This window comes from Embleya sp. NPDC025285, assembly GCF_055558835.1.
In genome coordinates this window covers 104,219-128,130 of record NZ_JBVHLU010000006.1, presented here as the reverse complement: position 1 = coordinate 128,130, position 23,912 = coordinate 104,219, and the positions used below count along the sequence as shown (strand labels likewise).

Annotated in this window: 18 protein-coding genes; 11 read left to right on the top strand and 7 right to left on the bottom strand. The window is 71.4% G+C overall.

What is annotated here, in order from left to right; genetic code table 11:
• The first annotated feature begins 278 nt into the window (after positions 1–278).
• Positions 279–659 carry an STAS domain-containing protein gene (locus tag ACZ4FV_RS06225; RefSeq protein ID WP_395869074.1) on the top strand — a complete coding sequence of 127 codons (381 nt, stop codon included), beginning with the start codon at positions 279–281 and terminating at the stop codon, positions 657–659.
• A 501-nt stretch (positions 660–1,160) separates the two neighbouring features.
• Here the strand turns inward: ACZ4FV_RS06225 and ACZ4FV_RS06220 are convergent.
• Both ACZ4FV_RS06220 and ACZ4FV_RS06215 read right to left on the bottom strand, forming a co-directional pair.
• A complete protein-coding gene (locus ACZ4FV_RS06220) occupies positions 1,161–2,156 on the bottom strand; it encodes a cobalamin B12-binding domain-containing protein (RefSeq protein ID WP_402238926.1) in 996 nt (331 codons plus the stop codon).
• Positions 2,153–3,883: a PP2C family protein-serine/threonine phosphatase gene (locus tag ACZ4FV_RS06215; protein ID WP_395869070.1), complete on the bottom strand. Its 1,731-nt coding sequence runs from the start codon at positions 3,881–3,883 to the stop codon at positions 2,153–2,155. Before ACZ4FV_RS06215 ends, ACZ4FV_RS06220 begins: the two co-directional genes overlap by 4 nt.
• Before the next feature lie 280 nt (positions 3,884–4,163).
• Between ACZ4FV_RS06215 and ACZ4FV_RS06210 the strand changes: the two genes are divergently transcribed.
• Complete coding sequence (locus ACZ4FV_RS06210) at positions 4,164–4,559, top strand: STAS domain-containing protein (RefSeq protein ID WP_395869068.1); 396 nt, start codon at positions 4,164–4,166, stop codon at positions 4,557–4,559.
• Between the two features lie 168 nt (positions 4,560–4,727).
• Here ACZ4FV_RS06210 and ACZ4FV_RS06205 read toward each other — a convergent pair whose 3' ends face one another.
• Complete coding sequence (locus tag ACZ4FV_RS06205; RefSeq protein WP_465321982.1) at positions 4,728–5,915, bottom strand: phytanoyl-CoA dioxygenase family protein; 1,188 nt, start codon at positions 5,913–5,915, stop codon at positions 4,728–4,730.
• A 314-nt stretch (positions 5,916–6,229) separates the two neighbouring features.
• A complete protein-coding gene (locus tag ACZ4FV_RS06200; protein WP_402238923.1) occupies positions 6,230–6,973 on the bottom strand; it encodes a FadR/GntR family transcriptional regulator in 744 nt (247 codons plus the stop codon).
• Between the two features lie 253 nt (positions 6,974–7,226).
• On the opposite strand from ACZ4FV_RS06200, the gene ACZ4FV_RS06195 reads away from it, so the two are divergent.
• The 5 genes from ACZ4FV_RS06195 to ACZ4FV_RS06175 all read left to right on the top strand — a co-directional run bounded on the left by ACZ4FV_RS06195 (position 7,227) and on the right by ACZ4FV_RS06175 (position 11,622).
• Entirely contained in the window at positions 7,227–7,967 is a 741-nt protein-coding gene (locus ACZ4FV_RS06195) for a (Fe-S)-binding protein (protein WP_402238922.1), read from the top strand.
• Positions 7,964–9,535 (top strand): lactate utilization protein B, encoded by a 1,572-nt coding sequence (locus ACZ4FV_RS06190; RefSeq protein WP_465321979.1) that lies wholly within the window; start codon positions 7,964–7,966, stop codon positions 9,533–9,535. Before ACZ4FV_RS06195 ends, ACZ4FV_RS06190 begins: the two co-directional genes overlap by 4 nt.
• Complete coding sequence (locus ACZ4FV_RS06185; protein WP_395869058.1) at positions 9,532–10,233, top strand: LutC/YkgG family protein; 702 nt, start codon at positions 9,532–9,534, stop codon at positions 10,231–10,233. The genes ACZ4FV_RS06190 and ACZ4FV_RS06185 overlap by 4 nt, the downstream gene beginning before the upstream one ends.
• A 30-nt stretch (positions 10,234–10,263) precedes the next feature.
• Positions 10,264–10,938, top strand: coding sequence for a hypothetical protein (locus ACZ4FV_RS06180; protein WP_395869056.1), 675 nt, complete (start codon positions 10,264–10,266; stop codon positions 10,936–10,938).
• A gap of 135 nt (positions 10,939–11,073) precedes the next feature.
• Positions 11,074–11,622 carry a type 1 glutamine amidotransferase domain-containing protein gene (locus ACZ4FV_RS06175; RefSeq protein WP_395869262.1) on the top strand — a complete coding sequence of 183 codons (549 nt, stop codon included), beginning with the start codon at positions 11,074–11,076 and terminating at the stop codon, positions 11,620–11,622.
• A gap of 33 nt (positions 11,623–11,655) precedes the next feature.
• On the opposite strand, the gene ACZ4FV_RS06170 is transcribed toward ACZ4FV_RS06175, so the two are convergent.
• Positions 11,656–12,225 (bottom strand): hypothetical protein, encoded by a 570-nt coding sequence (locus tag ACZ4FV_RS06170; protein WP_402238917.1) that lies wholly within the window; start codon positions 12,223–12,225, stop codon positions 11,656–11,658.
• A gap of 87 nt (positions 12,226–12,312) precedes the next feature.
• Here ACZ4FV_RS06170 and ACZ4FV_RS06165 point away from each other — a divergent pair, with 87 nt between their 5' ends.
• The 3 genes from ACZ4FV_RS06165 (at position 12,313) to ACZ4FV_RS06155 (ending at position 19,612) form a co-directional block, all read left to right on the top strand.
• The gene (locus tag ACZ4FV_RS06165) at positions 12,313–12,990 is read left to right on the top strand and encodes a response regulator transcription factor (RefSeq protein ID WP_395869052.1); all 678 of its coding nucleotides are present in this window, start codon (positions 12,313–12,315) and stop codon (positions 12,988–12,990) included.
• Positions 12,991–13,133: 143 nt separating this feature from the next.
• On the top strand, positions 13,134–14,495 hold the full coding sequence (locus ACZ4FV_RS06160; RefSeq protein ID WP_395869260.1) for a sensor histidine kinase: 1,362 nt from the start codon (positions 13,134–13,136) through the stop codon (positions 14,493–14,495).
• Positions 14,496–15,625: 1,130 nt separating this feature from the next.
• Positions 15,626–19,612, top strand: a complete 3,987-nt coding sequence (locus ACZ4FV_RS06155) for a discoidin domain-containing protein (RefSeq protein WP_465321975.1) — start codon at positions 15,626–15,628, stop codon at positions 19,610–19,612.
• Between the two features lie 59 nt (positions 19,613–19,671).
• Here ACZ4FV_RS06155 and ACZ4FV_RS06150 read toward each other — a convergent pair whose 3' ends face one another.
• Both ACZ4FV_RS06150 and ACZ4FV_RS06145 read right to left on the bottom strand, forming a co-directional pair.
• Positions 19,672–20,901 carry a styrene monooxygenase/indole monooxygenase family protein gene (locus tag ACZ4FV_RS06150; RefSeq protein WP_395869048.1) on the bottom strand — a complete coding sequence of 410 codons (1,230 nt, stop codon included), beginning with the start codon at positions 20,899–20,901 and terminating at the stop codon, positions 19,672–19,674.
• A gap of 110 nt (positions 20,902–21,011) precedes the next feature.
• Positions 21,012–22,169, bottom strand: a complete 1,158-nt coding sequence (locus ACZ4FV_RS06145) for an Rv3169 family protein (RefSeq protein ID WP_395869046.1) — start codon at positions 22,167–22,169, stop codon at positions 21,012–21,014.
• 175 nt (positions 22,170–22,344) lie between these two features.
• On the opposite strand from ACZ4FV_RS06145, the gene ACZ4FV_RS06140 reads away from it, so the two are divergent.
• On the top strand, positions 22,345–23,544 hold the full coding sequence (locus tag ACZ4FV_RS06140; RefSeq protein ID WP_402239964.1) for a CaiB/BaiF CoA transferase family protein: 1,200 nt from the start codon (positions 22,345–22,347) through the stop codon (positions 23,542–23,544).
• Positions 23,545–23,912: the final 368 nt, after the last annotated feature.

Genomic DNA, 23,912 nt, shown 5'->3' with positions numbered 1-23,912 from the left:
TCATCACGCGTATCGATGGAGCGGGGGACGCTACTCCGAGGCGGCGTCGGATGATCCGTGTACGCTGCAACCGAGACCCGTACGTGACCGGATCGTCACTGCCCCAACTCCCGCGGCCCACTACGGTAGGTCACAGGCCGGGCCGACCACCCGGCTCCCGAGCCGCGTCCAGGACCCTCCCGGATCCGTCGGCGCATCCGATGGGGGACGGGTCGCCGAGCGTTCCGGGCATCCTGCCGCGCGAGTCGGGACACCATGGGCGAGGGGACTGCCGGCGCGTGACTCTTCAGGTGATCAAGGAAGATCTCCAGGGCTGGACCGTGCTGCACGTGCTCGGGGAGGTCGACTACGCGGTCGTGCCCGAGCTTCGCGAACACGTCAGACACGCGGTCGCCGACGGCGACCATCGGATCGTCCTCGAACTCACCGAAGTGGAATTCCTCGACTCCACCGGCATCGGCACGCTCGTCGCCGCCCGCCGCCTGCTCCGCTCCACCGGAGGCAGCCTGCGCCTGGTGATGCCCAGCAACAACGACCACCACGTCAACCGCGTCTTCACCGCGTTGGGCCTGCGCCGACTCTTCGACGTGCACCCCGACCTGGACGAGGCCCTGTGCGAGGACGCCCCGACGGACGAGGACCTGAGCGCCGCAGGTTGACCCGACGCCGCCGACGCGTCGCTCGGCCGAGCAGGTCGCGCAGACGCCGCGCCCGGCGCGCCGCGGTTCCGGGCGGATTCCGAGGGTTCTCCGGATCGTCCATCGACAGCAGAAAAGAGCCAGACCACCGCGAGTAGCCGCCGATACTCCGGCAGCCGGGCGCCTCGGCCGGTGTGAGGTCGAAGTGGCTCAGGAACAGCGGGACATCCAGGATCCCCGTCACCCGGCCCGACACATGTTCGGTGATCTCCGCGAGCTCGAACGCGCGGTCGCTGCGCCCCGAGTCCTCGAAGTCGACGACGCGTACCCGCACGCCGTCCCACAGGTAGTCGGCGAGGTCGCCGTCACCGGGCCCGAAGACCGCCGGGACCGGGATCCCCCCGTCGTCCGGGTCCGTCGCACTCCAGGAGTCGAGCCAGTCCAGCCCGTCCCGCACGGCGGCGGCCATCCTGTCGGGAGGTCACCGGCCGGTACGCCCGCCGATGGGGCGGTCGGTCCGGCCTACAACACCGCGCCCGCCGCTGTCAGGGTGGCGTCGGCTCCGGGGACGTGCGTCAGGCGCGCGGCGAAGGCGCGGTACGCGGCGGCGAGGGCCTCCCCGGGGACGCGGCGGTGGTCCAGGACGTCGGCGAACCATCGGGTGAAGTCGACGAACAGCGCGTGGTCGTCGACGAAGAGGGAGACCGCCAGCGCGTCGACCGCGGTCACCAGGCCGTCGCGCATCGTGGTGTCCGAGCGCTCGCCCTCGATCGGCACCAGCGCCGACATGCCCGCCGCCACCAGCGGTGTGCGCAGCAGGCCGACGCCGTCGTGCGCCGCGTCCGGGAGGTGGCGCAACCGCGGGGCCGGGGTGGTGACCGCGGGCCAGTCCGGGCCGGCCAGCGTGTCGGCGGCCCCTCGGGCGTCCGCCGCCCAGCCGTTCGCGCCGATCAGGCCCGCCCAGCGGCCGTCCGGGCCGAAGCCGGGGCCGCCGACCAGGACCGGTACCCCGACGCGGCGGGCCACCTCGACCATCGCCCGCGCGCCCGGCAGCGCGGTGGAGACCGTACAGCCGAGCGCGACCGAACCCGCCCCCGAATCCGGCAACATGCGGGCCAACTCGCCCGCGCCGGTGCCCGGTGGCAGGACCGTCGTGTCGATGCCGCGTACCCGCAACAGCGCGGCCAGGATCGTGGACGCGAGCCCGTGCCAGTCGCCCTGCGCGCAGCACACCACGACCCGGGCCTCGGATCGCGGTCGCGGCGTCGCGTCCGTGATCAGGTGCACGACACGACCGGCGACGTGCGAGGCGGAGTGTTCGCGCGCCACCGTCCACTCCCCGGTCGCCCACCGATCGCCCACCCCGCGCAGCGCCGGGATCACCAGGTCGGTCAGTACCCGATCGCCGGGCACGCCCTTGCCGAGCAGGTTCCGGACCAGGGTCAGTGCCTCGACCTCGTCCGCCTGTCCGAGGTAGGCGAGGAACAGGTCGAGTTCGTTGGAGACCACATGTGTCATTCGCCGTCCGGGTGTTCGGGTGGGATCGGGCCGTCGGGCTCGACCAGGTTCGGCAAGGTCTCGTCGTCGTCCCGGTAGGGGATGTGAATGCCCAGCAGGACCACGTCGTCCACGACGGGGGCGTCGCCCAGGTGTGCCATCAACCGTTGTTCGAGGCGTTCCACGAGCGCGTCCACCGGCATGCCCGCGCAGGACGCCAGGTCGTGCCGCAACGCCCGTACGCCGTAGGCTTCGCCGTCCGGATCGCGGGCCTCGGTCACCCCGTCGCTGTACAGGAGCAGCGTCGAGCCCGGCGCCAGCGGCAGTTCGTGCATCCCGAACACGGTGCCCGGAATGCCCGCGACCAGCGGATCGGTGAACTCCATCGCCTGCACCCGACCCGCCGGATCCATCCACAGCGGCGGCGGATGCCCGGCGCAGGTCAACCGGATCAGCGCCGAACCGTCCGGGTGCACCGAGCAGTCGCCGGTGATCGCGGTCAGCACGAGGGAGGGGTCGCCGAGGGTCAACTCCGCGTCCAGCAACGCCATGCGATGCGCGGGTGCGCAACCGGCGCTCGCCGCCGTACGCAGGATCAGCAACGATCGCGAGCTGAACATGCCCACGGGCGTGCCGCGTCCGCACACGTCGCCGACCGAGAACGCCCACGTACCGTCGACCGGGGTCGGGTGCACTGCGTAGAAGTCGCCGCCGAGGCCGTCGGTCAGCGAGACCGGCCGGTAGCGGGCCGCGATGCGTGCGCCGGGCACCTCCGGCAACGGGCCCGGCACCAGCGCCTGGGCCAACAGCATGGTGCGCCGGTCCTGTTCGACGTACAGGCGCGATGTGCGCACTGCGACGCCCACCCGCTCGGCGTAGTCGACGGCGAGCGAGATCTCCTCCTCGGTGAACGGGTCGGAGGTCGCCGAGCGCACGAACGTCAGCACGGAGGGCGCGTCGTCGTCGGTGGGCACCGGAACCACCAGCGCGCACCGGGCGTCCACCGCGATCAGGCCCGCGACCGCCTCGTCGGGCACCAGTCGGTGCAGCAACGCGCGGTCCATCAGCGGATGCAGTTCCTGGCGCCGGGTGCGCAGTACCCGACCCACTCCCGCCGGCGCCGTCCACGCGGTGCCCAGGCTGCTGGTCACCCGGGCGATCGGGGTGCCGGAGCCGGGTGCGTACGTCGTGCGCAGCCGGCCGTCCTCCATGCTGGGCACGGACAGCGCGACCCAGTCGGCCAGTTCGCCCGCGGGCAGCGTGGTGACCAGATCGGTGAGCCGGCGCGGATTGGTGGTCGCGGATAACACCCGGCCCGCCTCGGCGAGGAAGACCTTGCGCCTGCGCTCGGCCAACAGGGTGTCCTCGCGCCGCCGTTCGGCGGTGGTGTCCTGGACGTACCACACGTAGTGGCCGTCGCCCAGAACCGCGCGTCGGCCGCGCACGCGCCGGTCGTCCACCTCGCCGTGCCAGGCGGTCCCGGTCGCGGGCAGCGTGGGATAGGCGGTGCCCGGAAGGCATTCCGGCAGGAGCCGTGCGGCCGCGGCGTTGAGATAGCGCACGGTGCCCTCGGCTGTGAACACGACCACGCCGGTGTCGCTCTCGTCCAGCACCTCGGCGGGAGACCACGCCGGCGGCGCGGGCTCGTCCGGGGCACCCGGCGGTTTGAAGCCGTTGGTTCGTCGACGGGCGGTCGGCTCCTGCGTGTCGCTGCCCCGCTCGTCGCCGGAGGGGCGTTGTCCGGTCATGGCTACGGAATCCCTTGCGTCCGTGCGTTTCGAGCCGGCTCGCGTCGGCCCTCGCGCAACCTTCAAGGTACGACCGCGACGGCCGCCGATGTGTGGGTTCCAGCGGAATCACACCTATAGGGGAAGACGGTCCACGAGGGACCGACTCGGCGAGTAGGGTGCCGATGCGGTCTTGTTGTTTCGGGACGGATGTGGGGTTTCTCCCGAGACGTGCGAACCGTACCGAGCGGTCGTGCGGCGCGCGACCGAAACCGACACTTGATCAGGTGGAGTGCTCCATATGAGCCTTGACGATCTCCCACCGGACGACGTCGATCACACATCGTTCTCGGCCAGACCATGCGTCGTGCACGTCGCGCTGGAGGCCGACCTGGGCGGCACGGTGTCCGTGCACGGCGACATGGACATGACGGCGGCGCCGATGTTCCGGCAGGCGGTGGACCGCCTCGTCGACGAGGGCGCGCACAGCCTGCGGATCGACCTGACGGGTGTGCCGTTCATCGACTCGTCCGGTCTGGGCAGTCTGGTGTACGGCTACCGCCGCCTACGCGATCGCGACGGCGACATCGTGGTGTGCGGCGTCGGACCGCAACCCGCACGGGTGTTGCGGATCACCCATCTGGACCGCATCCTCCGGGTGGAATGCGCGACCGTGCACGCTACGCCGAACCGCTGAGCGGGGCCGCCGCGGATCCGGCCGCGGGCGCATCCTGTGACGGCGAAGTCGGTTGCTCCGAACGCGCGTTCGTGTCGCATGCGGATTCCGTCCCGGCTGCCGCGGTCGGCCGCGCCGATCCCCTCGCGGCCGTCCCGGCCGCCCGCGCCGGAGCCGACGCGGGCGGGCTCAGCGGCCCAGCCCGGCGTCCAACTCGCTCGCGGTTCGACTGCGGATCAGGTCGTTGACCGCCTCGCCCGGACCGACGTGCTCGAACAGCGTCGGCGGGTGGAAGGTGACGTACATCGTGCGCCGTCCGCCCACGCCGGCCGGAGCGGGGGAGGCGTGCAGCACGTCGGCCATGTGCACCGTCACGTCACCCGGATCGGTGGGCACCGCGAGATAGGGCAGGTCGGCCAGGTCCTCGGCCCTCGGCTGCGGACAGGTGCGGCCGTGCGAGCCCGGGATCGCCTCCAGGTAGCCGTTGTCGGCGCTGGAGCCGGTCAGTTGGATGCCGATCGCCACCGACGGGCACATGATGTGGTGGCCGCCGAGCCCGCAATCGGTGTGCCACGGGATGTTCGCCAGGCCCTTGAGTCGGCCGGGCGGCTTGAGCAGGACCGAGATGCCCTCCATCCGGTCGGTGGACGCGGCCAGGTCCGGGTGGATCAGCGTGGCCAGGCGGACCAGGCGCGGATCGCGCGCCAGCGCGCCGATCGGCGCCGAACGCTCGCTCGCGTAGACGATCCGGCACAACACCGGTTCGCCGTTCTCGCGCTCCGCCCACCAGGACCGGTCGTCGTCCGGGCGGGCCTCGGCCGCGAGCCGGTCCACCTCGGCCTCGAACGTGGCGATCTCGGCGGCGGAGAACACCCCGCGTACACGCATCACCCCGGTAGCCGTGAAGTGTTCGGCGAGTTCGCGGTCGGAGTGATCGAGCGTCAGTTCGGCGGCCGGGTCCACCTTTCGGCCCTGTCGGTCGAACACCTCGGTGCTGTGCGGGAGATAGATCTCGATGCCCTGATAGAGCGCCCGCAGCGCCGGTTCCCAGCGGAACAGGTCGACCAGGCTGCCGCGTTCGGTGTCCACGTCGCCCGCGATGGCCAGTGCCGCCGCGGTGCGCAGCAGGGTGACCAAATCGGTCCACGCGTCCGGGGACAACCGGATCACGCAGCCGGCGTCCGCGTCGATTCCCTCCACGATCCGCAACCGGGAGTCGTGCGGGCGATACGTCCACGCGCCGTCCCCGATCCGCATGCCGATCGGGTCGAGCCCGGCCAGGCCCGCCTCGGCCCGTCTGCCGTGCTCGCCGATGAGCAATCCGGGGACGATGTCCCGGTGGTACGTCTCCGCGTCGATCCGGTCGTGCCCGAGCATCCTCGCGACCTCCTGCGCTGTACGTTGCCGCGCAGTATGCCGGGCGAACGCGGTGGGTTACCAGAGCGTTTCGAGGTTTGCCCGAACGAGTGTCCGAGGCGGGCGGATCGCGCCGGGTGCGCCGCCGCGTTCGGGCAAATCACCTTGACGCACAAGGCGGGTGACGATTCGTCAGCTCCGGGTGACCGGGCGGGGACGAGCCGCCGACGATCGCGCGAGGACGGCTCGGCCCCGGACGGAGGCGGGACGAGGCGTCGGCTCCCGACGGGGCGCGGGACGAGGCGTGCACTCCGAGGCGGGCGTACGGCGACCCGTCAGCCCTCGTCGGGGCTCGCGTCCCGACGCACCCGGGCCACGTTCGGATACGCGCGGCGCAGGTGCACGGCCAACGCCTCGGCCGCCGCGCGTGGGTCGCGGGCCTCGATCGCGGCCAGGATCGCCCGGTGGTCCGCGCGCAACGCCCCGGTGTCCGGGCCCAGTTCGGCGACGGCGCGGCGCTGGTGCCGGCGTACCGTGTCGCGCAGCGCGCGCATGAAGGTGGCGACCAGCGCGTTCCCGGACAGTTCGGCGATCGCGGTGTGGAACTCGGTGTCCTGCTCGTTGAACCGCTCCGCCGACACATCCGGACCGTCCATCGCGGCCACGATCGTGCGCAGCCGGTCGAGATCGGCCTCGCTCGCGTGCCGCGCGGCGGCCTCGACCGCCCAGGACTCGATCAGCAGTCGGGTCTCCACCACATCGTCCACCGCGAAGTTGGCCAGGCCCAGGTGCAGGCCGAGGACGCCGGTCAGCGCCGGCCCGGCGGATCCGGCCAGGATCGCGCCCGCCTCCGGGCCACTGCCGGTGTTGGCGACCAGGACGCCCATCGCCTCCAGGACCCGCATCGCCTCGCGTACCGACGGGCGGCTGACCCCCAGCGCGGCGGCCAACGCGCGCTCGCCGGGCAACTTGTCGCCCGCGCGCAGTCGGCCGGTCGCGATCTGCTCCTCGATCTGCGCGACGACCTCCTCGAACGCGCGCACGCGCTTGACCGGGCGCCAGTCCGGACCGTCGTTCACTGGGAGGCTCCTCGGCGATTTCGGGGGTTTCGACTGGTTTCGGACGGCTTCGGCGGATCGACGGGTTACGTCGGAGCTTCGGGCTCGGGGACGCCGCCCGTGTCTTGTGGCACAGCATGACATGCCCTTAGCGTGTGCACACCACAGTGTGGTCAGACCACACGATTCGGCGTCGGACTCGGCGTCGGATTCCGCCTCGGACTCCTCCCAGGGCTTCGAGCCGGACCCGCCGATCCGCGAGGAGGCCGCCCGCATGCGCGTCGGGCTGTTCATCACCTGCGTGAACGACACGCTGTACCCCCGCACGGGCCGGGCCGTCGTGCGTCTTCTGGAGCGGCTGGGCTGCGCGGTGGACTTCCCGCTCGCCCAGACCTGTTGCGGACAGATGCACTGGAACAGCGGATACGGCACCCGCGTCGAGCCGATGGTCCGCCGGTTCGCGGACACCTTCGCGGGCTACGACGCGGTGGTCACCCCGTCCGGGTCGTGCGGCGCGATGATCCGGGACAACCACCCGCGCGCCGCCGCCCGGGCCGAGGACCCCACCCTCGCGGCCGATGTGGCCGCGGTGGTCCCGAAGGTGTACGACCTCACCGAGTTCATCGTGGACGTGCTCGGCGTCACCGACGTCGGCGCGTACTTCCCGCACAAGGTCGCCTACCACCCCACCTGCCACTCGCGCCGCCTGATGGGGCTCGGCGACCGTCCGACCGCGCTGCTGCGCGAGGTGCGCGGCCTGGAACTGCTCGGCCTGCCCGGCGAGGAGGAGTGCTGCGGCTTCGGCGGCACCTTCGCGGTCAAGAACCCGGACGTGTCCACGGCGATGGGCACCGACAAGGTTCGGCACGCGGCCGGCACCGGCGCCGAGGTGCTGTGCGCGGCGGACAACTCGTGCCTGATGCACATCGGCGGCCTGATGGACCGTCAGCGCACCGGGATGCGGGTCCTGCACCTCGCGGAAATCCTCGCCTCGACCGAGAAGGAGCCGGCATGAGCAAGGCCGTCCCGCCGACGGGCGCCACGTTCGTCGGCATGCCCCCCTTCCCCCGGGCCGCCCGGGCCGCCGTGGGCGACGCGCAACTGCGGCACAACCTGCGCAAGGCCACCCACACCATCCGTGACAAGCGGGCCCTGGTGGTCGAGGAACTCGACGACTGGGCCGAACTGCGCGCGGCCGGCGCGGCGATCAAGGACCGGACGCTGCGCCGACTCGACGAACACCTGCTCGCGGTCGAGGCGGCGGTCACCGCCGCCGGCGGCACCGTGCACTGGGCCGCCGACGCGGCCGAGGCGAACCGGATCGTCGCCGACCTGGTCAAGGCCACCGGCGAGACCGAGGTGGTCAAGGTCAAGTCGATGGTCACCCAGGAGATCGGGCTGAACGAGGCGCTCGCGGCCGAGGGCATCCGGGCCTACGAGACCGATCTGGCCGAACTGATCGTGCAACTGGGCGAGGACCTGCCGTCGCACATCCTGGTGCCCGCGATCCACCGCAACCGGGCCGAGATCCGGGAGATCTTCGTGCGCGAGATGGGCGAGTGGGGCGTCCCCGCGCCGGCCGGCCTGACCGACGACCCGGCCGCGCTCGCCGAGGCCGCGCGCCGCCACCTGCGCGAGCGCTTCCTGTCCGCGCGGGTCGCGGTCTCCGGCGCGAACTTCGTGGTCGCCGAGACCGGCACGCTCGTGGTGGTCGAGTCGGAAGGCAACGGGCGGATGTGCCTGACCCTGCCGGACACGCTGATCTCGGTGGTCGGCATCGAGAAGGTGGTGCCGACCTGGGCCGATCTCGAGGTGTTCCTGCAACTGCTCCCACGCAGTTCGACCGGTGAGCGGATGAACCCCTACACCTCGATGTGGACCGGGGTGACGCCCGGCGACGGGCCGCAGGACTTCCACCTGGTCCTGCTCGACAACGGCCGCACCGACGTGCTCGCGGACCGTACCGGCCGGCAGGCGCTGCGCTGCATCCGGTGCTCGGCCTGCCTGAACGTGTGCCCGGTGTACGAGCGCACCGGGGGACACGCGTACGGGTCGGTGTATCCCGGGCCGATCGGCGCGATCCTGGTGCCGCAGCTGCGCGGGATCGCCGGGCACCGGGTGGACGAGCAGACGGCGTCCCTGCCGTACGCCTCTTCGCTGTGCGGCGCGTGCTACGAGGTGTGCCCGGTCGCGATCGACATCCCCGAGGTGCTGGTTCATCTGCGTGAGCAGGTGGTCGAAGGCGGCGGCCACCGCGCCGAGCGGGCGGCGATGCGGGCGGCCGAGTGGGTGCTGGACGATCCGGGCCGGCTGCGCCGGGTACAGCGGGCCGCGTCCCGCTCGCGCAGGCTGATCCCCAAGCGGGCGCCCGGCCCGGGCGCGGCCTGGACGGACAGCCGGTCGATCCCGGCGGTGCCGGCGGAGTCGTTCCGGGACTGGTGGGTGCGGGAGCGGAGCGGTCCGGCGGGTCCGGTGCCTTCGTCGGCGCCGGGCGTCGAGGCGATCCCGGGCGTCGAGGCCGCTCCGGGTGGCGAGGTTGCTCCGGGCGTCGAGGCGGACGAGAGCGAGGGGGAGGGGCGATGAGTTCGCGCGAGGTGATTCTGGCCCGGGTACGGCGGGCGCTGGTGGACGTGCCGCGCGACGAGGTGTTCCCCGTGCCGCGCGACTACGCGCGGGCCCACGTGGTCGAGGGTGTGCTCGAACTGTTCGTCGAGCACCTGCGCGACTACCGGGCGATCGTGCACGAGGTCGCGGAGGGCGGGCTCGCGGATGCCGTCGCCGGCGCGGTCGAGCGACGCGGGGCCCACCGCGTGGTGACGCCGGCCGGGCTGCCGGCGGCGTGGACGGCCGGGTTGGCGGCGGGGGTGTGTGTACCGGATGGCTGGACGTACGGCCCGATCGGCGAATTGTCAGATGATCCTATAAATAACAGGCCGCTGTCGCTTTCTCCGACGGAAGCTCACCACCTCACGACCGCCGAGTTGGACGGTGCCGACGGCGTACTGACCGCGTCGGCCGTCGCGATCGCCGAGACCGGCACGATCGTGCTCGACGCCGGCCCCGGGCAGGGGCGGCGCGCGCTGACCCTGGTGCCGGACTGGCACCTGTGCGTGGTTCGGGCGCGGGACGTGGTCGCGTCGGTGCCGCAGGCGTTGGAGCGGCTGACCCCGGGCCGACCGCTGACCTGGATCTCCGGCCCGTCCGCGACCAGCGACATCGAACTGGACCGGGTCGAGGGTGTACACGGGCCCAGGACTCTCGAAGTCCTGATCGTGCGGTGATGTCCCGCCGATCATTTACAGTCCATAGGCGTGGCACCTGATACGAAGGCACTCGTCCGCTCGACCAAGAACCTGATGGAGATGGTCGACCTCCTGGGCAACACCAGCCCGCCCGAGGCATACGACGCGATCGCCGAGCAATTGGCGAACACCCGCCGACTCCTCGGCCAGTTGGCCGCGCCCGTACCGACCACCTTGTGCAACGAGCATCCGTACGGTCCGGTCGACGAGGATGCGCGGGACAAGTGTCTGTTCTGCGAGAACCGCAGGCGGCGTGGTCGGGCCCGGGACGCGGCCGACGCGCGGCCGCGCTCGGCGCCGTGCCCCAGGCACCCGGAGCGCGGGCTGCTCGCGTTGGGCGAGGTGTGTGCGCTGTGCGGGGGGCCGGAGGGCGGGTCGACACCGCGTCAGGGTGTGCCGAGTGTGCGCGATCCGCGTCCGGCTCCGCTGTCCGGTGCGCGGGGTGTGGACATGCGGCTGACCGTGCTCACCCGGCAGCTCGCCGCGATGGCGGGCGAGGCCGGCCGGGACGCGCGCGGCGAGGCGCTGCTCGCGGCGGCGGTCGATGTGCTCAAGGGCGCCCAGGGTCTGATCCAGGCGGCCAACGCGTTCACCGACGGGCGCGGCGACGAGGCGTACAACACGGCCACGCGGGCCGCCCGGGGCCTGCGGGCGACCGCCGCCGAGGTACTCGAAGACCTCTAGGACGGGGTTCGCCGGTCCTGCCGGTGCCGGTGCCGCGCCGGGTTTACGGCCGGGGTGGTCGGGCAGGCGGAGACCCGACCGTCGCAACCGTTCCGTACGGAGGGGTGTGCCCGCATGGCATCCGAGCTCGAGGGCTTGACCGTGGCATTCCTCGTCGCCCCCGAGGGCTTCGAGCAGGTGGAGCTGACCGAGCCGTGGCAGGCCGTGGAACGGGCCGGCGGATCACCCAAGCTGATCTCCACCAAGGCCGGCGAGGCGCAGGGCTTCGACCACTACGACCGGGGCGACACCTTCCACGTGGACGCCGGGATCGACGCGGTCGGGTCGGGCGACTTCGACGCGCTCGTGCTGCCCGGCGGGGTGGCAAACCCCGATTTCCTGCGGACCCAGCCCAAGGCGGTGGAGTTCGTCCGGCGCTTCTTCGCGGAGGGCAAGCCGGTCGCGGCGATCTGCCACGCGCTGTGGATCCTGGTCGAGGCCGACGTCGTGCGCGGGCGGCAGCTCACCTCCTGGCCGAGCCTGCGCACCGACTTGGAGAACGCGGGTGCCCTCTGGGTCGACGAGGCGGTGGTGGTGTGCACGGCGGGCACCAACACGCTGATCAGCTCCCGCAAGCCGGACGACCTGGCGGCGTTCGACAAGGCGCTGGTGACGGAATTCGCCCGGGCCGGGAAGAGCCGGTAGCGCACGGGTCCGCCCGGGCACGGCGGTGGGCGCTCAGGCCTCGTAGGTCGACGCGATCGGGTCGTGCCCGTTCCAGACCACGAACACGGACGAGGTCCGGCCACGGCTGACGAAGTCGACCCGGATCCATTGGTTGCCCGGCCACACCTTGACCGCCCACCCCGAGTTCGGCGTCGCGGCGATCAGGGTCGCGGTGGTGCCCTGGTAGCGGAACGAGGCCCGTCCGCCGCGCACCTCGAAACTCTGCACCGCGGCGACCGGCGGGCCCTCCCGGAGCCGGACCGGCGGCGCGGCCGGTGTCGTCGCGGCCTTGGGCGACGGCGGAGCCGAGGACGCGGACGGCGACGGGGACGACGAGGTCGGTGGCGGCGTGCGGTTGACGGCGGAGATCAGGTCCGGCTCCTCGGTACTCGGCACCGCGCCGGACGCCGTCGACGGGGTGTCCACCGGCGGCGGCGGTTCGTCCCCGGCGACCAGGGTCGGCGCCCGCGGCGGCTCGAACACGGTGTCGCGCAGCACGCTGCGCACGCCCCACCACGACAGCGCGACGGCCATCGCGGTGACCGCGAGCCACACCGATATCGACGTGATGGTCCTCCGCACGAGCCCTATCCTCTCGCCTGCGTTCCCGGCCCGGTGTTTCCCCTCCCGGGCCGGCCGGGGCTGAGAGTACGGGTACGGTTCCGAACCATGGCACAGGTGCTCGTGGTCGAGGACGATCAATTCGTACGTTCGGCGCTGATCCGATACCTCACGTCGTCCTCCCACGCGGTGCGCAGCGTCGGAACGGCCCTGGAGGCGTTGCGCGAAGTAGCCCTTTACCCGTTCGACGTGGTCATTCTGGACCTCGGCCTGCCGGACTTGGACGGATCCGAGGCGTTGAAGATGCTTCGCGGTATATCCGACGTCCCGGTGATCATCGCGACCGCCCGGGACGACGAGGCCGAGGTGGTCCGGCTGCTCAACGCGGGCGCCGACGACTACGTGACGAAGCCGTTCTCCGGGGAACACCTGGGCGCGCGGTTGTCCGCCGTGCTGCGCCGTGCGCGTGGGCGGACCACGGCGGACGTGTTCAGCGTCGGAGGTCTGCTCATCGACGTCCGGCGCCGGGAGGCACGGCTGGACGACCGGGAGCTGGAACTGACCCGACGCGAGTTCGACCTGCTGGCGTTCCTGGCCGCGCGGGCCGGGACGGTGGTGCCGCGCCGGGAGATCCTGGCCGAGGTGTGGGGCCAGTCGTACGGCGACGACCAGACCATCGACGTACACCTGTCCTGGCTGCGCCGAAAGCTGGGCGAGAAGGCGCGGGAGCCGAGGTATCTGCATACCGTGCGGGGTGTCGGGGTGAAACTGGAGCCGCCGGCGTGAGGCCCGGCCCGCGCGGGGGCGGGAAGGCCGGGCGGCGGGAGGATGCGGCGGATCGGGCCGGCGCGCCGGGTCGAGCGGGTGGCTCGGGTCGGGTCGGTGGTGCCGCGGGGCGGGAGGTGAAGCCGCCGCGGGCGCCGAAGGGCGTGCGGGGCACGCTTGTGCGTGTCTCGTTGGCGGTCACCACGATGGTCGCTCTCGCGTTCTTGATCCCGCTGGTCCTGGTGATCCGGGAGATCGCCGCGGACCGCACCTTCACCGACGCCGAGCGGCAGGCCGCCGCGCTGCAGCCGGCGCTGGTGATCACCACCGACCGGGCGACGCTGGAGCCGGCCATCGCGAGCGTGCCGGCCGGCTCCGGCGGCCGGATCGCGATCCATCTGCCGGACGGGTCGGTCCTGGGCCGGCCGCGCGCGAGCGAGCACAGCGTGGCCACCGCGCGCGAGTCGGCCCGTTCGTTCCGAGTCCGCGCGGGCGGCGGGTGGGCGCTGTTGCAACCGTTGTTGTTGGACCAGGGCAGAATCACCGTGATCGAGGTGTACGTCCCGGACGACGACCTGGAGCACGGCGTGAATACGGCCTGGCTGGTGCTCACCGGGGTGGCCGTGGTCCTGGTCGGCGGCTCGGTGGTGGTCGCCGACCGGCTCGGTGCGCAGGTGGTGCGCTCGGCCCGGGGGCTGGCCGTGGCGGCCCGCTCGTTGGGTACCGGCGACCTGGCGGCGCGGATCACACCCCAGGGGCCTTCCGAACTCCAGGAGGCCGCCACGTCGTTCAACACGATGGCGGATCGGGTCGAGCAACTGTTGGCCAACGAACGGGAGATGGCCGCCGACCTGTCGCATCGACTGCGTACGCCGCTGACCGCGCTGCGGTTGAACGCGGCGGCGCTGGGCGAGGACCCGGTGGCCGAGCAGACCCGCAACGCGGTGGCGCAGTTGGAGCGCGAGGTCGACGAACTGATTCGGACCGCACGGCGATCGAGCGCGTCCATCGAGGCGGTGGGCTGCGATGCGGCCGAAGTGGTGCGCGAGCGCATGGACTTCTGGTCCGCGTTGGCCGAGGACGAGGACCGACCGTGGCAACTGGTGGGCGCGGCCGAACCGGTGCGGGTCCCGGTGCCCCGGGGCGACCTGGCGGCCGGCTTGGACGCGATGTTGGGCAACGTGTTCCGGCACACCGAGGAGGGCGTGCCGTTCTCGGTGACCCTGCACTCGGGCCGTGACGCGGTGATCCTGCTGGTGGCCGACGGAGGGCCCGGGATCGCCGACCCGGTGAGCGCCCTGCGGCGCGGACACGGCCAGGGCGGTGACGGCTCGACCGGGCTCGGCCTGGACATCGTCCGGCGGCTCGCGGAGGCCACCGGCGGCGAGGTGGGATTGGGTCGCTCGGTACTGGGCGGCGCGGAGATCAGCGTGCGGCTGGGCGGGGGTACGACGGAGTCGGTCGTTCGGCGCAGCCGGCGGGCGGGCAAGAGCCGGCGCGGGCGACGGCGGCCGGGGGCGGGGTGAGGGGTTGCGGCGGTGCGGCGGTGCTGCGGTGCTGCGGTGCTCGTTCGGGTGGGTGGCGAAACGGGGATTTTCTCACTGTGAGTCACGGCGCGTGTGCCGGCCGGCACCTGGACCTTGATCCAACCTTATGTGGGCCTTAAACCCTTGCCTCGGGTCGAATCGGGTTGGGTGGACAGGTGTTCTTCGGCCACGGTTTTCACTAGCCTTCAGAACAGCGGTCCATTCGGAACCAACGGGACTCCCCCCTTTCCGAATGGCCCAGGCGCAGCCCAATCCCCCCCAGGGTCTGTAGCCGTTCGGGGATCTTGCATCCCCTGCCGCTCGTGTCCCCACCCCCACCCGGGGCACGACGGCAACCCGACCCGAGAGCGAAAACTCTCGGGTCGGGTCTTTTTTGTTGGGCTGTTTGTTGGGCGACTTCGTCGCCGGCTCGCGAGGCGCCGCTTTTTCTTTCCTCCGCTTCGCTCCTCCAAGAAAAAGCGGCGCCTCGCTCGGGACGGTGTGTCCCTCCGCTTCGCTCCGGGCCACACCGTCCACACCTGCGGCTCCGCCGCTCTCCGCGCTTCGCGCGTCGATCACTGGGGTGGGGGTGGGTCGGGGGCGCTGACGCGCCGGGGGGTGGGCGGGGGCGGGGTGTCTGGGTGGGGGCGGAAGTGGAACGTAATTTGGGCGCAATTTTGCGGGCTGCTTGCGCGCCGGAGGGGTGGCGTGGCTCGTTTCGGGCCGCCGGCCAGCGCGGTCTCGGGGGTCGTGGCACGCAAGCGTCGACAGCGCGTGGCGGTCGATCGCGCGGGGTCGTGTCCCGGGTGCGCTCGGCCGGGATCGGAGCGTTGACGGGTCCGTAACGCGTCTGTAACTCTGATTTCGCGCACTGCAAAAAGTTCACAGATTGTTGGGAACTTGCGGCCTAGAGCCGCAAATTTCGATCCGTGACCCGAACGCGCCGGTTTCCCGGCGGCGTTCCCCACCGCCGGCGGGACCGGCTTCACCGGCACCGCGATCCGGTCGACCACATGCCGACCCGGCCTTCGGCCTGCCCCGGCACGCACCGGCCCGCTCTCCGACCACGCCCGGCTCCTCCCGTACCTCCCGTGCACGTCCCCCGCGAGAGAACCGAACAGAGGAATGCGATGAGGCCACCCATCCCGAAATCCGCCGGCGCCACACTGGCGACCGGTCTGCTCGCGCTCGCCGTCGCCGTCGGGCCCGCCGGCGCCGCGACGTCCGCCGGGTCGGGCGACCGGGGCCGGGTCGCGAGCACCGATGTCGCAGCCGTCGCCGACGGCGACCAGGACACCTACTGGCAGGGCACCGGCTCGAAGTTCCCCCAGGCCGTCCAGGTCGATCGAGGCCGCAGCACGAGCATCGACGGCGTCGTACTCAAGCTGCCCCAGGGCTGGGCCGCGCGCAGTCAGACGCTGGCAGTGCAGGGCAGCGAGGACGGCACGAGCTTCAAGACCATCGTCGGCCGGGCGACCTACAGCTTCGAGCCCGCCTCGGCAAACACCGTCCGGATCCGCTTCCCGGCCACCCAGGCCAGATTCGTCCGGCTCGACGTCACCGGCAACAGCAAGGCGCCCGCCGCGCAGCTCGCCGAACTCGGCGTCGAGACCGCGGCCGACTCGACGACCAACCTCGCCCGCGCCGGGACCCTGACCGCGAGCAGCGCCAACGCGCCATATACGGCGGCCAAGGCCGGCGACGGCGATCAGGCGAGCTACTGGGAGAGCGCCAACAACGCGCTGCCGCAATGGATCCGGGCCGATCTCGGCGCCTCGGTCGGGGTGAACAAGGTGGTGCTCAAGCTGCCCGTCGGGTGGGAGCGCCGGACCCAGACCCTCTCCCTCCAGGGCAGCACCGACGGGACGACCTTCACCGACATCCTCGCCTCGGCCGGTCGGGTCTTCGACCCGGCGAGCGGCAACACCGTCACGCTCGCGTTCGACACGGTGACCACCCGCTACCTGCGGGTCGAGGTGATCGCCAACACCGGATGGCCGGCCGCCCAGGTGGCCGAGTTCGAGGTCTACGGCCCGACCACGGGCGACACCCAGGCACCCACGGCGCCGACCGCACTGGCCTACACCCAGCCGGCCACCGGCCGGATCCGGCTCACCTGGGCCGCCGCGACCGACAACGTCGGGGTCACCGGCTACGACGTGTACGCCGACGGCGTGCTGCGCAGCACCGTCGCCGCCGGCACGCTCGAATACACCGACAGCCTGCCGGACACCGCGACGGTGACCTATCACGTGGTCGCCCGGGACGCCGCCGGCAACAGTTCGCCGAACAGCAACCAGGTGACCCGTATCGGATCCGGCGGCGGCACCGGCACGAACCTGGCCGTCGGCAAGCCGATCACCGCGTCCTCCACGACGCAGAACTTCGTCGCCACGAACGCCAACGACGACAGCGTGAGCACCTACTGGGAGGGCAACACCTACCCGAACACGCTGACCGTGGCGCTGGGTTCGAACGCGGATGTCCAAGCCGTGGTGGTCCGACTCGACCCGGATCCGGTATGGGGCCCACGCACCCAGACCATCGAGGTGCTCGGTCGGGAACAGAGCGCCGCCGGCTTCACCACCTTGGCCCCGGCGGCCGTCCGCGCCTTCGCGCCGGGCGCCGGCGGCAACACCGTGAGCATCCCGGTCACCGGCCGGGTCGCCGACCTGCGCCTGCGGATCACCACCAACTCCGGTGCGCCGGGCGGTCAGGTCGCGGAGTTCCAGGTGATCGGCGTGCCCGCGCCCAACCCCGACCTGACCGTCACCGCGCTGACCGCGAGCCCCGTCGCACCGGTGGAGACCGACGCGATCACGCTGTCCGCGACGGTGAAGAACATCGGTCCGGTCGCGGCCGGCGCCACCGCCGTGAACTTCCGACTCGGTGACACCCCGGCCGGCACCGCCCAGGTGGGCGCGCTCGCCGCCGGTGCCACCACCACGGTGTCCACCACCATCGGCACCCGTCCCGCCGGCAGCTACGCCCCGAGTGCCAGGGTCGACGAGGCCAACGCGGTGATCGAACAGAACGAGACCAACAACGCCTACAGCGCGCCCGCTCCGCTCGTGGTCACTCCCGTGGCCAGTTCCGACCTGATCGCCTCGGCCGTCGAGTGGACCCCGGACAACCCGGCCGCCGGCAACGCGGTCGCCTTCACCGTCACGCTCGAGAACCAGGGCACCATCGCGAGCGCGCCCGGTGCCCACCCGGTCACGCTGACCCTGATCGACGCCGCCGGCGCCGTGGTCCGCACCCTCACCGGCTCGTACACCGGCGTGCTCGCCCCCGGTGCGAGCAGCCCCCCGATCTCGCTGGGCGGTTGGCCGGCCGCGGACGGAACGTACGTCGTCAAGACGGTGATCGCCGCCGATGCCAACGAACTCCCGGTCAAGCAGGCGGACAACACGAGTACCCGGCCGCTGTTCGTGGGCCGAGGCGCACACCTGCCCTATGACATGTACGAGGCCGAGGACGGCCTCCTGGCCGGCGGCGCGGCGGTGATCGGACCGAACCGGGTGATCGGCGATCCGGCCGGCGAGGCGTCCGGTCGCAAGGCGGTCACCCTCGCATCGACCGGCAGTTCGGTCGAGTTCACCACCCGTGCGAGCACCAACACCCTGGTCACCCGGTTCTCCATCCCGGACGCCCCGGGCGGCGGCGGCATCGACGCGACACTCGACGTGTACGTGGACGGCATCTTCCTCAAGGCCATCGCGCTCACCTCGAAGTACGCCTGGCTGTACGGCAACGAGGCGGCTCCCGGCAACTCGCCCGGTGCCGGCGGTCCCCGGCACATCTACGACGAGGCCAACATCATGCTCGGGACCACCGTCCCGAAGGGCAGCCGGATCAAACTCCAGAAGAACGCGGCCAACACCAGCGACTACACCATCGACTTCGTCAACCTGGAGCAGGTCGCGCCGATCGCCAATCCGAACCCGGCGACCTACGTCGTCCCGGCCGGCTTCACCCATCAGGACGTGCAGAACGCCCTCGACCGGGTCCGGATGGACCCCGGTGGCACGCTGGTCGGCGTCTACCTGCCGCCCGGCACATACCCGACCGCGAGCAAGTTCCAGGTGTACGGCAAAGCGGTCAAGGTGACCGGAGCGGGTCCCTGGTTCACCAGGTTCGAGGCTCCCACGACCCAGGAGAACACCGACGTCGGGTTCCGCGCCGAGGCGTCCGCGAACGGCTCCTCGTTCACCGGCTTCGCCTACTTCGGCAACTACACGTCGCGGATCGACGGGCCGGGCAAGGTGTTCGACTTCGCGAACGTGTCGAACATCCTGATCGACGACGTCTGGAACGAACACACCGTCTGCCTGTACTGGGGCGCCAACACCGACAACGTCACGATTCGCGACAGCCGGATCCGGGACACCTTCGCCGACGGCGTGAACATGACCAACGGCAGCACCGACAACCACCTCGACAACATCGAGGCCCGCTCGACCGGGGACGACAGCTTCGCGCTGTTCTCCGCGATCGACGCCGGCGGCGCGGACGAGAAGAACAACGTGTACGAGAACCTGACCGCGATGCTGACCTGGCGTGCGGCCGGCATCGCGGTCTACGGCGGCTACGCCAACACGTTCCGCAACATCCGGATCGCGGACACCCTCGTCTACTCCGGCATCACCATCAGCTCACTCGACTTCGGCTATCCGATGAACGGCTTCGGTACCGAGCCGACCAACTTCCGAAACATCTCCATCGTCCGCGCGGGCGGCCACTTCTGGAACGGGCAGGTCTTCCCGGCGATCTGGGTCTTCTCCGCCTCGAAGATCTTCCAGGGCATCCGGGTGAGCGACGTGGACATCGTCGACCCGACCTACGGCGGGATCATGTTCCAGACCAACTATGTCGGCGGACAACCGCAATTCCCGGTCAAGGACACCATCTTCGACAACATCTCGATCACCGGCGCACACCGCAGCGGCGACGCCTACGACGCCAAGTCCGGCTTCGGCATCTGGGCCAACGAGCTTCCCGAACCGGGCCAGGGCCCGGCGGTCGGCTCGGTCACCTTCAACGGTCTGCGGATGAGCGACAACGCGCAGAACATCCGCAACACGACGTCGACCTTCACCATCACCGTCAACCCCTGACCCGACGGTCGCCGCCCGCGCCCCGCCGGGCGGGCGGCGACCACGCGGCCGGTCAGGGCCTAGATCGCGCCGACCTTGGTCAGGAACGCCTTCGTCTTCTCCGGGTCGTAGAAGAACTCCTCGAACTCCACCGGGTTGTCGAAGGCGCTCATGATCGCGTCGCACACGGCGGGGCAGGTGTTGCCGGCGCCCATCAGCATCTGGACGTGCTCCGGGGGGACGCCGAGCAGTGAGGTGGAGAACTTGACGCCGTGGCGCGCGCGGGACCAGAACGTGTCGAAGAGCGATTGCATCCACGCCGCGTCGAAGGGGCGATCGCCGTGCGCCACGATCGCGTCGAGGTACAGGTCGGCGGCTCGCGCGGCGTTGTTGGATCCCTGGCCGCTGAGCGGGTCGTTGGTGACCAGTACGTCGCCGATGCCCAAGGCCAGCCCACCGGAAGGAAGTTCGCCGACCGGCTTGCGCACGATGGGCGAGAAGCCGCCGCTGAGCACGCACATCGGATCGGTGAGTTCGGCGCGGCTGATCCGGTCGTGGTCCCACGGCGCGAACCGCCGGACCAGGTCCAGCATCAGTGCCCAGTGCGTGTCCGGGTCGCGCACGTCGCGGAACACGTCGAGCGGACCGCCCGGTACCGCCTCCAGCAGGATGATGTCGCACGGGCCGGACAAGGTCAGGCCCGGGAACATGATGATCTCGCCGGCCCCGGGGATCCCGTTGACATGCAGCGCGTCGTGGCCCACCTCCGGTCGCGGGGTCGCGCCGTGGAAGTACGCGACCGCCAACTGGCGTTGCGGCGTGGTGAATTCGGACTTCTCATGGTCGCGGTCGAACATCGACACCAGTTCGCCCTTGCCGGCGGCCACCACGACCAGGTCGTAGTTGCGGGTGTACCAGTCGATGTCGGACACCGCGACCGGGTGCACCACGAGGTTGCCGCCGCGCGCCACGAACAGCTCCATCCACGCGGGCATCTTCATCCGTTGGTCGACCGACTGGGCGCCGCCCATCTCGCCCAGCCAGTTCACCACCGGCGTGCCGTCCGGGCCGGGAATGGTGAACCCGGCCCGGGGTATCGGCGGCACCAGGTCGGCCCACAGGTCCAGGCCGTGCGGCTGTTCCAGCGCGATCGTGGACGGCATCATGATCTGGGTCGAGGTCACCCGCCCCGCGCGGATCTCGTCGGGGGTCCGCTCGGTCATCACGGTCACGTCGTAGCCGTGGGCCAGCAACCCCAGGCCGAGTTGGAGCCCGGATTGGCCGGCACCGACGATGAGGATCCTGCGCATGGCTGACGTCCCTTCCCCTGATCGAGTCGGAAGCATCGTATGGCTCGCGCTGCGTGTTCACCGGAGTACAGATCAAGAAGTCCGGCGCGGAGGAGAGCCGCGCACGAGCCCTACATGAACGAGGACTCCGCCGTCAGTCCCGACTCCTGGTCCGCGCCCGTGACGATGGGTTGACAGTTGCCCCACCCGACCCCGCCGCCCACCGGGTCGGTGACCCGCACCACCGTGTCCCGGATCTGGTGCAGCCGGCGGGCCTGTTCGGGCGTCGAGCAGTCCGCGATCCGCTCGCCCTCCACATGCAGTTCGCCGCGCCACTCGCCGTGGTGTCGCCCGTCCAGACCGAAGTACAGGCCCGCGCCGAGGTGGAAGCCGGTCGCCGAGACCACCTCGATCTCCAGCGGCCTGGCCGACCCGTCGGCCATCGTCGCGTGCAGCCGGCCGCCGCGCAGCCGCCGATTGACCGGGTCGTAGCTCAAGTTCGGTACCAGGTCCGCCCAGGCGTCCACGCGCCCGTCCGGGTGCTCGACCCCGCCCATCACCCGCTTCTGCACGAACCCGGGTGCCCGGGTGATCTGGTAGTGCAGGAACAGGGCGTAGCGGCTGCCGTCCTGACGTTCCATCAGGATCGGCGCCCAGATCATCCGGAACGATGTCGACGCGGGCATCCCGGTCGGCTCCAGGTCGGTTGCGGGCGTGCCCACGTCGTACCGGGTGCCCCACGAGTGGTCGCGGGTGGATACCCACGTGTCAGGGGTGATCTCGGTGCGTTCTCCGTCCACTTCGACCCAGCCGGACGCGACTCCCGTCTGGTGGTAGCGCACCAGGTCGGCGGTGGTGCGATAGGAGCGGCGGTTGTGGGTGCGGTCCTCGCAGACCGCCGGGACGACCGCCTCGAAGGTCCAGTCGAACGCGATCGGTTGGGCCGCGTTCGCCTCCAACACGAAGCGCACCACCTTGAGCGGTTCGACCACCTCGTACCGGATCGGTCCCACCGTGGTGGTGTGCGGCTCGGGGGCCAAGCGGCGTGAGCCGCGTACCGTGAGCTGCTCGACGCCGCGGGAGACGCCCGCGTAACCGTCCATCACGTTGCGGTTCGCGTACTTGCCCAGTCCGAAGCCCAGTTGCAGGCTGCCGTCCCGGGCCGCGGCCATCGCGCAGACCTTCTCGGTCCACGACGGGTCCGTCGTGGCCACCGTCGCGAACGTCTCGGCGACCTGGTGGTGAAAGCCTTCGTCGGCCGCGGTGAGCGGCCCGATCGGGTTGGTCACGAATCCTCCGTCGATCTGCGTCGCGCCCCGGACACCGGGACGCTGCCGGATTCTCCGCCGGACCTCGCCAACAGGCCAGAGTCTTGACCTGTGACAGAGAACCTGTTTTCGTCATGCCGTCACGCGAGCTCTCGCGTGGGCGACACACGTGGGCGACACACCAGGGGAGCGCCGCATGGAACGTGTCCCGATCGACGGACCACTCGCCGGCGTGCGCGTCGTGGACCTGTCCACGGCCGCCACCGGCCCGTACGCGGTGACCCTGCTCGCCGATCAGGGCGCCGAGGTGATCAAGGTCGAGCGTCCCGGGATCGGCGACATCTCGCGCTGGATCGGCACCGCGACCGGAGGCATCAGCGCGCTTTACCAGATGTGCAACCGCGGCAAGCGCTGCGTCGGCGTCGACCTGCGCACCGACGAGGGCCGCGACCTGGTGCGCGCGCTGATCGCCCGGGCCGACGTGGTGGTGCAGAACTGGCGGCCCGGCGTGGCCGAACGGCTCGGCCTGGGTTACGCCGACGTGCGGCGGGACGATCTCGTGTACTGCTCGATCTCCGGCTTCGGGGCGCACGGGCCCTACGCCGGCAAGGGCGCCTACGACACGGTGATCCAGGCGTACGGCGGGATCGCGGAGAACCAGAAGGACCCGGAGAGCGGGCGTCCGAGGTTCTCGAACCAGGCCCTCGCCGACAAGGTCACCGCGCTCACCGCCGCGCAGGCGCTCACCGCGGCCCTGTTCGCCCGCGAGCGCGGGCGCGGCGGCCAGCACCTCGAACTGTCCATGCTGGACGCGGTGATCTCGTTCATGTGGGTCGACTCGGCCGGCAACGACGTGCTGCGCGACGGCGACGGCAGCCAGCCGGGCAGCTTCGTCGCGGACGTGCGTCCGTACGCGTTCGTGGACGGGTGGGGCATCGCCACGCCCACGTCGGACGCGGACTTCGCCGGCATGTGTCGCGCGTTCGGCGTGGAGGGGTACGACGACCCGCGCGTGGCCACGATCGCCGAGCGTCGGCGCAACCGCGAGGTCGGCCACGCGCTGGTGACCCGCTGCCACGAGGTCGCGACCAAACTCACCGTCGCCGAGGGCATCGCCCGGCTGGAGGCGGAGAACGTGCCGTGCGGGGTGGTCCGGGGCCCCGGCGACCTCGCGGCCGACCCGCACATCGCCGCCATCGGGCTGCTGGAGGACGACGTGCACCCGACCGCGGGGCGGCTGCGGCAGCCGCGGCATCCGGCGCTGTTCGGCGGCACGCCCGGGCGGCTGGGCGCGCCGGCTCCGGTGCTCGGGGCCGACACCGACGCGATCCTGGGCGAACTCGGTCTCGGCATGGAGCGCGTCGCGGAGTTGCGGGCGGCGGGGGTCGTCTGCTGAGGCAGTGGCCTGCGGCCCGGTCGTCCTCGAACGCCGGACGGGCTGGTTCGGCTTGCGGCCGGCTCGGCGGCTGCGGTTGGGGGTGGCCGGCGCTTCCTTGTCCTCAAGCGCCGGACGGGCTGATTTGGCCGGCTCGTGGCCGGCGGCTGCGATGTGCGGATGGCCGGCGTTGCTTTGTCCTCAAGCGCCGGACGGGCTGGAGTTTGGTTGCCCCGGGGTTCGGTGGTTGTGGTGTGCGGATGGCCGGCGTTGCTTTGTTCTCAAGCGCTGGGCGGGCTGGAGTTTGGTTGCCCCGGGGTTCGGTGGTTGTGGTGTGCGGATGGCCGGCGTTGCTTTGTTCTCAAGCGCTGGGCGGGCTGGAGTTTGGT

Bases quoted from the DNA above. Each gene is read 5' to 3' on its own strand.
- ACZ4FV_RS06155 (WP_465321975.1), top strand. From the start codon at position 15,626: ATGAGGCCACCCATCCCGAAATCCGCCGGCGCCACACTGGCGACCGGT.
- ACZ4FV_RS06205 (WP_465321982.1), bottom strand. From the start codon at position 5,915: ATGCTCGGGCACGACCGGATCGACGCGGAGACGTACCACCGGGACATC.
- ACZ4FV_RS06220 (WP_402238926.1), bottom strand. From the start codon at position 2,156: ATGACACATGTGGTCTCCAACGAACTCGACCTGTTCCTCGCCTACCTC.
- ACZ4FV_RS06210 (WP_395869068.1), top strand. From the start codon at position 4,164: ATGAGCCTTGACGATCTCCCACCGGACGACGTCGATCACACATCGTTC.
- ACZ4FV_RS06215 (WP_395869070.1), bottom strand. From the start codon at position 3,883: ATGACCGGACAACGCCCCTCCGGCGACGAGCGGGGCAGCGACACGCAG.
- ACZ4FV_RS06190 (WP_465321979.1), top strand. From the start codon at position 7,964: ATGAGCAAGGCCGTCCCGCCGACGGGCGCCACGTTCGTCGGCATGCCC.
- ACZ4FV_RS06195 (WP_402238922.1), top strand. From the start codon at position 7,227: ATGCGCGTCGGGCTGTTCATCACCTGCGTGAACGACACGCTGTACCCC.
- ACZ4FV_RS06140 (WP_402239964.1), top strand. From the start codon at position 22,345: ATGGAACGTGTCCCGATCGACGGACCACTCGCCGGCGTGCGCGTCGTG.
- ACZ4FV_RS06165 (WP_395869052.1), top strand. From the start codon at position 12,313: ATGGCACAGGTGCTCGTGGTCGAGGACGATCAATTCGTACGTTCGGCG.
- ACZ4FV_RS06150 (WP_395869048.1), bottom strand. From the start codon at position 20,901: ATGCGCAGGATCCTCATCGTCGGTGCCGGCCAATCCGGGCTCCAACTC.
- ACZ4FV_RS06185 (WP_395869058.1), top strand. From the start codon at position 9,532: ATGAGTTCGCGCGAGGTGATTCTGGCCCGGGTACGGCGGGCGCTGGTG.